Origin of the sequence: Microvirga aerophila (assembly GCF_003332305.1) — a bacterium.
Taxonomy (GTDB): domain Bacteria; phylum Pseudomonadota; class Alphaproteobacteria; order Rhizobiales; family Beijerinckiaceae; genus Microvirga; species Microvirga aerophila.
On sequence record NZ_QOIO01000061.1, the window covers coordinates 22,228 to 29,171 of the forward strand.

Genomic DNA, 6,944 nt, shown 5'->3' on the forward strand with positions numbered 1-6,944 from the left:
GGCCCAGACAAAATGCTTCTGACCCCTCAGTCCACTCATGAGGCTGCCGATGGAACTCGAAGTCCTCTCCCTCTTCCTGCAGCAGGGCATTGCATCTGGTCTTGTGACCGGTTCCATATACGCGCTGCTAGCCTTAGCCATTGTAATCGTCTTTCGGACGACTGATGTCGCAAATTTTGCGGAAGGCGAAGTCTACATGGCTTCCGCGTACCTTGCCTTTTTCCTTATCGCGATCGTATCCATGCCATTCTGGATTGCGGTCCCAGCGACTGTCTTTGCAGTCTTGATCGGTGCTTCTCTCTTCCAGAGGGTCGTGCTCACGCAGGTTGCCGCCGCAAAAGGTGTTTCGGTCAACCTCGTGATCGCGACGCTCGGCCTGTCCTATGTTCTCAAGGGCATCGTGCGTGCAACAGGCTTTGGCGATACGCCGCGCAGCTTCCCGTCAGTCATGGGGGAAGGGTCCGTTACGCTCGGCTCCGCCTCACTCACGTACCTTGATCTGACGATCCTTGGAGCCGCGCTCGCCATCATGGCGGTGTTCTTCTGGATGTTCAACTATACGAAGATCGGTCGTGCCATGCGCGCGGTCGGGATGAACAGGCGCGCCTCCCAACTAGTGGGCATCAATCTTGGCCACGTGCAGATGCTGGTATGGGGCCTTTCCGGAGCCATTTCAGCGGTCGCCGCAATCCTGATCGCCCCGAAACTCCTGATGACCGCCGACATGGGCGTGGTCGTAACGCTGGCCTTTGCGGCGGCGATCATCGGTGGCTTTACAAGCCTCCCGGGTGCCGTTGTCGGCGGCTTCATCATCGGCATCACCGAAAACCTAGTTGGCCTCTTCGTATCGTCTCGCGCCATCAATGTCGCGCCGTTCGTCGTCATCATGCTGGTGCTGATCTTCATGCCGCAAGGGCTGTTTGGCGGCAAAGTCCGAGTGAGGAAGGTATGATCATGAATCCGATTACCAATCGTCAGGTCCTTGATCTTCCGATCCGCGAGAGCGGGGCAAAGAACCGGAACCGCATTATCTCTGGCGGAGCCCTTGTGGTGGCGTTAGCGGTCCTTACCGTCGTGCTGCCGTTCGTGACCAGCGGCTATGTCATCTACATCGCAAACCTGCTTCTGGTCTTTACCGTCCTGTCCTTGGGCATGCACATCGTCATTGGCGAGGCTGGGCAGTTCTCACTGTCGCATGCCGCCTTCTATGGCCTCGGCATATATACCGCCGGGCTTCTCAACAATGCCTTTGGCCTTCCCCTCATCCTGAACATTATCGCGGGTGGACTGGTTGCCGGACTTTGCGGTCTGGCGATCGGCTTCCTCTCGCTGCGGATGCGCGACATCTATCTGGCTTTGTCGACCTTTGCGTTTGGCGAGGCCATGCAGTGGATCTTTCTGAATTGGACTCCTGTCACCGGCGGGCCCAACGGCCTCAACTTCCAGCCGGCACACCTGTTCGGCTTCACGTTCCTGTCGGACAAGGCCGCTTATCCGGTGGTGCTGATCCTCGCGCTCGTGTTCGTCGCCGCGACGTTCGTCATCCACTTCTCAACCTTGGGACGATCTTTCCGGGCGGTGCGGGAGTCCGAGATTGCTGCCGCGGCCGTCGGCATCGATGTCAAGCGCGTGAAGATCTTTGCTTTCGCTCTGTCGGCCTTCTATGCCGGAGCCGCAGGTGGGTTGTTCACGACCTTCTCGACGTTCATTCATCCTGAAAGCCTGGGATTCCACACGACGATACTGGTTCTGACCATGGTTGTCGTTGGCGGGATCGGGTCGGTGAGCGGAGCGATCGGCGGCGCAATTGTATTCGGTCTGATCTCGGAACTCCTGCGACAGGTCCCGTCCTACCAGGAAGTGATTTACGGCGGCATCCTCATCCTGTTCATGATGTACCTGCCCCGCGGCATCTTCTCCCTGATCGGTCGACGTTAAGAGGGAAAGCAATGAGTGCAATCCTAGCAATTGAAGATGTCACGGTCCGGTTCGGTGGGCTCACGGCAGTCAACAAGTTCTCGATGGCGGTCCAGAAGGGGGCCATCCACGCTCTCATCGGCCCGAACGGAGCCGGCAAGTCCACGGTCTTCAACTGTATCTCACGAATTTACCAGCCGAGTGAGGGCAGAATTACCCTAAACGGGGAGGACATCTCCAAGCTCAAATCCCACTCTATGGCCGGGCGTGGCGTGGCCCGTTCATTCCAGAACCTCGAGCTGTTCAACGAACTCACGGTGCTCGAGAACGTCATGCTGGGCGCCTACTCCCGCTGTGACACGACATTTCTGCAGCGGCTGACGCCGCGACCTAAGCAGACGCTTGAACAGGCGGAGGAGATACTGGAGAGCACGGGGCTCAAGAACTATCGGAATACTAAGGCCAGTGGATTGGATTTCGGGCATCAGAAGCTCCTTGAGGTCGCACGGGCACTGGCTATTTCGCCCCAACTTCTTCTCCTCGATGAGCCTGCAGCCGGCTTGCGCTCGCGCGAAATCGAGAGACTAGACGAGCTCCTAACGAGTCTCAACAAGACGAAAGGCATTACGATCCTCCTCGTCGAACATGTGATGCAACTCGTCATGTCGATATCCGACCGGATCAGTGTGCTGAGCTTCGGTGAGAAAATTGCCGAGGGTACCCCGACAGAGGTGAAGAACCATCCCCGTGTGATCGAAGCCTATCTCGGGACGAAGGAGGCCGGCCGTGGCTGATTTGATCGAACTCGTTGAAGTTTCCGCGAGCTACGGGCGCATCGAGGCACTGTCCGGCGTGAGCCTGAAGGTCTCCGAGGGAAAGGTTGTAGCGCTGCTGGGCGCTAATGGAGCAGGCAAGAGCACGACGCTCAATGTTATTTCCGGCATTGTTCCTGCCACCAAGGGCGATATCCGGTTTCGTGGCAAGTCGATCCGGCGGCTCGGCTCGGACAAGATCGTCGGGGCTGGCATCTCCCAGGTGCCGGAGGGCCGTGAGGTCTTCCGCGACATGAGCGTGCACGAGAACCTTCTAATTGGCGCTCAGCTACGCAACGATCGAGCCGGGATCGAGCGGGACATCGAGATCATGGCGGGCCATTTCCCGGTGTTGAGCAAACGGTTCAAGCAGATGGCCGGGACCATGTCGGGAGGTGAGCAGCAAATGCTGCTGATCGCCAGAGCCCTCATGGCGCGGCCGAAGCTTCTAATGCTGGATGAGCCCTCGCTTGGACTGTCGCCGCTGCTCGTGCAACAGATCTTCGACATCATCGTCAAGCTCCATCGCGAGGAGAAGCTGACTCTCCTCATCGTCGAACAGAATGCGGCTGTGGCACTCGCCGTGTCCGACTATGCATACATTCTGGAGAATGGCGAGATCGCCGTCGAGGGTCGATCGGCTGATCTGGCCCACGACGATAGCGTTCGAAACGCCTATCTCGGCACCTAAGTGAGCCTCTTAAGGATACGGAGTGACCATGACAGGAAACCGATTAGCTCTCGTCACTGGCGGCGCCAGCGGCATCGGTCGCGCCATCGTCGAGCGTCTTGCGGAAGACGGCTTTCACATCGTGCTTGTCGATCTGAATCGCGAGCGGGCCGATGACCTCGTGAGAGCGCTGAAAGACAAAGGCCAGTCGGCCGAGGCGCACGCGACTGACATCACAAACGAGGAGGCAGTTCGCGCCCTCATTGACCAACTGCCGCCACTCGACGTCTTGGTAAACAATGCTGGCATCCTCAGGGATCAGCCATTTGAAAACTGCACAGCAGCGGATTTCCGGCGCACATACGAAGTCAATATGATTGCGGTGTTTAACTTTGCCCAGGCAGCAATCGCAAAGATGCGTCCTGGCGCCAAGATCGTTAACATTGCATCTCGGGCGTATCTCGGGGCGCGCAATCAAATTGACTACGTGGCTTCCAAAGGTGCAGTTGTCAGCTTCACACGGGCGCTTGCTATGGAAGTTATCAAGCGTGGCATCCTGGTCAACGCTGTTGCTCCTGGGTTGATTGACACTCCAATTCTCCGCGGGTTCACGCCAGAGCGCATTGAGGCCCAACTCGCACTGCAGCCGACAGGAAAGGCAGGAAAACCCGAGGATGTGGCGAATGCGGTGTCGTTTCTCGCGTCTCCGCGAACCGATTTTATCACGGGGCAAGTGCTGTTTATCGATGGCGGCAAGTCGCTCGGGGGTTCGGCCGTCTGACAGTCGCTGATGGCACGAGGGGACAGATAATGACTGATCGTTTGGTAGCACTTGTCACCGGAGCAGGCTCGGGCATTGGGCGTGCAACAACATTGCGTTTTGTGCAAAGCGGCGCCGCTGTCCTCGGGGTCGATCTAAATCCGGAAGGACTGGAAGAAACGCGCCGTCTATCCGGTGCCCCGGGTGGGGTTGCTACGTTGGTGGCGGACGTTACAGACCTAGAAGCTCCGAAAGCTGCCGTTGATAAAGCCGTCTCGGTTTTTGGCCGGCTGGACTGCCTCATCAATAACGCTGGAATCGGCCGCGCTAAGGCGGCCCATGATACGACAGATGCCGAATGGGACCTCTATATCGCCATCAATTTGACGTCGTTGTTTCGTTTCTCCCGCGAAGCTCTGCGGACGCTTGAGCCCGGGCGCGGCAGCATTGTTAATATCGCCTCTGTCTTTGGGCTGTTTGGACATCCGCATACTGCGCCTTATGCAGCCACCAAGGCAGCCGTAGTCGGATTGACCCATCAAATGGCTGCGGATTACGGTCCGCGTGGCATTCGCGTCAACGCGGTCGCCCCCGGTGTCATCGAAACCGCTCTTACCAAGGAGCGGATTGAGAGGGATCCTCGCTTCCAGGCGCTGAACATCGATCCGATTCCGTTTCCCCGCCTCGGACATCCAGAGGATGTCGCCAACGCAATCTATTTCCTGTCCTCCGACCAGGCCGCCTACATAAACGGCCACGTTCTGGCGGTTGATGGCGGATGGAGCGTGACGAATTACTCACGCCGTGGGGCTGCGTTATGACCATGGGCCAAACTCGCGCATGGGATCTTGAGACCGACGTCGTCTGCATTGGCTCTGGGGCCGGGGGGATGAGTGCCGCGCTGACAGCTGCGATCGAAGGTCTCAATGTGCTGGTGGTAGAGAAAACCCAGTACGTGGGCGGCTCGACCGCGATCTCAGGCGGTGCGGTCTGGATCCCGAACAACTCTCAAAGTTCTCAGCTGGGCCACAAGGACTCCATGGAGCAGGCCAAGCTCTATCTCGACCGTATTGTTGGCAACTGGGCCAGTGACGAGATGAAGCGAGCCTTCCTCGAAGCTGGACCGGAGATGGTCAGGTACCTTGAACAGCGCACTGAGGTGAAGCTGATTGCGCGGGCGTATTCGCCTGATTACTACCCGGATACCGAGGGAGCATCACTTGGCGGACGGTCTATGGATCCGGCCCCCTTCGACGGACGCTCTCTTGGCAAGAATTTTGATTTGTTGCGTCCGCCACTCAAGGAGTTCGTCGTCCTCGGCGGCATGATGGTGACGATGAGTGATGCCTACCATCTTCTCAACGTCACAAAATCGTTCGCATCCTGGCGACATGGCATGAAACTCGTTGCCCGCTATGCCAGTGACCGCCTTCGTCACCGTCGTGGCACCCGCTTGGTTCTGGGCAATTCACTGGCCGGACGGCTCTTAAAGAGCGCACTTGATCGCAAGATCCCCGTCTGGGTGTCGACACCAGCGCGACGGCTTATCGTTGAAGATGATCGGGTCACTGGCGTCATTGTGACTAAGGACGGACGAGAGCTTGCTATCAAGGCGCGTCGCGGTGTCGTGCTGGCAACGGGCGGATTTCCCAGTGACATTGCGCTACGCCAGGAATTCTTGCCGCACCCGACGGGCCTCTGGTCGATGGCGCCGGAAGGCAACACTGGTGACGGTCTTCAGTTGGGACAGGCTGTCGGCGCGCAGGCGAACCGCAACAATGCGTCGAATGCCTTCCTTGCTCCGATCTCGATCTTGGAAAAGCCGAATGGGGAGACAGTCAAATTTCCCCACTTGGTATGGGATCGGGCCAGGCCGGGGCTGATGGCAGTCAATGGGTCGGCTCAGCGCTTCGTAAACGAAGCCACGTCCTATCACGAGTTCGGTCTGGCGATGTATGACAGCCACAAGACGGTGCCAAGCATTCCGTCGTACCTGATTTGCGACAGCGCCTTCCTGCATAAGTGGGGACTGGGGTTGGCACTCCCTGGGAGGCGCCCTTTCCGGCATCTTATCAAGGCTGGCTATCTGGTCGAGGCCCCAACCATCGAGGCGCTGGCACAACGCCTTGGTCTGGACCCGGCGACGCTCGCTGCCACGACGGTTCGGTTTAATGCACTCGCGGCGAAAGGGGAGGATGAAGATTTCGGCAAGGGCGGGAATGCTTACAATCGTTATCTCGGTGATCCGTCGGTCAAGGATCGCAATCCCTGTCTCGGGCCGATCACGACGGCACCCTTTTATTCGGTGCGGGTCTATCCTGGCGATATCGGCACCGCGGCCGGCCTCGTCACGGATCGGCACGCGCGCGTGCTCGATGACAAGGGTCAGCGCATTGCGGGTCTCTATGCCTGTGGCAATGATATGAACTCGGTCATGGGTGGGACTTATCCTGGGCCTGGAATTACTCTCGGCCCAGCGCTGACGTTTGGATATCTGGCTGGCCGCCACATGGCAGGTGTAGCATGATGAAGCCGGCTAGACTTCAATCGGTTGAACGCATTCTGAGGATCTCATCAAGCCGATCCAGTGCGGAATGAAGGGAAGCCGATTCAAATCCAAGTGCAGTCAGGACACGCTCTTCGAAAGCAACAGCTCGAGCGAGATCTCCATGTAAGCCTTGTGACCGAGCGCCGTTGGCGCCAGGATTTCCTCGCTGCTCTCGCGGCGCTTGAGCCAGCGCCGTTCCTCCAAGGCCCTGACCGCCCGGCTGACCTTGGTCTTGTG

The 6,944-nt window shown here is 58.3% G+C and carries 7 protein-coding genes; all 7 read left to right on the plus strand.

Annotated elements, in window-relative coordinates; all coding sequences use genetic code 11:
* The first annotated feature begins 49 nt into the window (after positions 1-49).
* The 7 genes from DRB19_RS24465 to DRB19_RS24495 are packed head-to-tail and all read left to right on the plus strand — an operon-like array spanning position 50 to position 6,686.
* Positions 50-952 carry a branched-chain amino acid ABC transporter permease gene (locus tag DRB19_RS24465; protein WP_114188631.1) on the plus strand — a complete coding sequence of 301 codons (903 nt, stop codon included), beginning with the start codon at positions 50-52 and terminating at the stop codon, positions 950-952.
* Between the two features lie 2 nt (positions 953-954).
* The gene (locus DRB19_RS24470; protein ID WP_114188638.1) at positions 955-1,938 is read left to right on the plus strand and encodes a branched-chain amino acid ABC transporter permease; all 984 of its coding nucleotides are present in this window, start codon (positions 955-957) and stop codon (positions 1,936-1,938) included.
* Between the two features lie 11 nt (positions 1,939-1,949).
* The gene (locus DRB19_RS24475) at positions 1,950-2,711 is read left to right on the plus strand and encodes an ABC transporter ATP-binding protein (RefSeq protein WP_114188632.1); all 762 of its coding nucleotides are present in this window, start codon (positions 1,950-1,952) and stop codon (positions 2,709-2,711) included.
* Positions 2,704-3,420, plus strand: coding sequence for an ABC transporter ATP-binding protein (locus DRB19_RS24480; RefSeq protein ID WP_210207529.1), 717 nt, complete (start codon positions 2,704-2,706; stop codon positions 3,418-3,420). Before DRB19_RS24475 ends, DRB19_RS24480 begins: the two co-directional genes overlap by 8 nt.
* A 28-nt stretch (positions 3,421-3,448) precedes the next feature.
* Positions 3,449-4,180, plus strand: a complete 732-nt coding sequence (locus DRB19_RS24485; protein ID WP_114188633.1) for an SDR family NAD(P)-dependent oxidoreductase — start codon at positions 3,449-3,451, stop codon at positions 4,178-4,180.
* A gap of 29 nt (positions 4,181-4,209) precedes the next feature.
* Positions 4,210-4,980: an SDR family NAD(P)-dependent oxidoreductase gene (locus tag DRB19_RS24490; RefSeq protein ID WP_114188634.1), complete on the plus strand. Its 771-nt coding sequence runs from the start codon at positions 4,210-4,212 to the stop codon at positions 4,978-4,980.
* Between the two features lie 2 nt (positions 4,981-4,982).
* Positions 4,983-6,686, plus strand: a complete 1,704-nt coding sequence (locus tag DRB19_RS24495; RefSeq protein ID WP_114188640.1) for an FAD-dependent oxidoreductase — start codon at positions 4,983-4,985, stop codon at positions 6,684-6,686.
* The last annotated feature ends 258 nt before the right edge of the window (positions 6,687-6,944 follow it).

What these genes read in the sequence shown, in the direction of transcription:
- DRB19_RS24465 (WP_114188631.1), top strand. Translation starts at nt 50, where the DNA reads ATGGAACTCGAAGTCCTCTCCCTCTTCCTGCAGCAGGGCATTGCATCT.
- DRB19_RS24470 (WP_114188638.1), top strand. Translation starts at nt 955, where the DNA reads ATGAATCCGATTACCAATCGTCAGGTCCTTGATCTTCCGATCCGCGAG.
- DRB19_RS24475 (WP_114188632.1), top strand. Translation starts at nt 1,950, where the DNA reads ATGAGTGCAATCCTAGCAATTGAAGATGTCACGGTCCGGTTCGGTGGG.
- DRB19_RS24485 (WP_114188633.1), top strand. Translation starts at nt 3,449, where the DNA reads ATGACAGGAAACCGATTAGCTCTCGTCACTGGCGGCGCCAGCGGCATC.
- DRB19_RS24490 (WP_114188634.1), top strand. Translation starts at nt 4,210, where the DNA reads ATGACTGATCGTTTGGTAGCACTTGTCACCGGAGCAGGCTCGGGCATT.
- DRB19_RS24495 (WP_114188640.1), top strand. Translation starts at nt 4,983, where the DNA reads ATGGGCCAAACTCGCGCATGGGATCTTGAGACCGACGTCGTCTGCATT.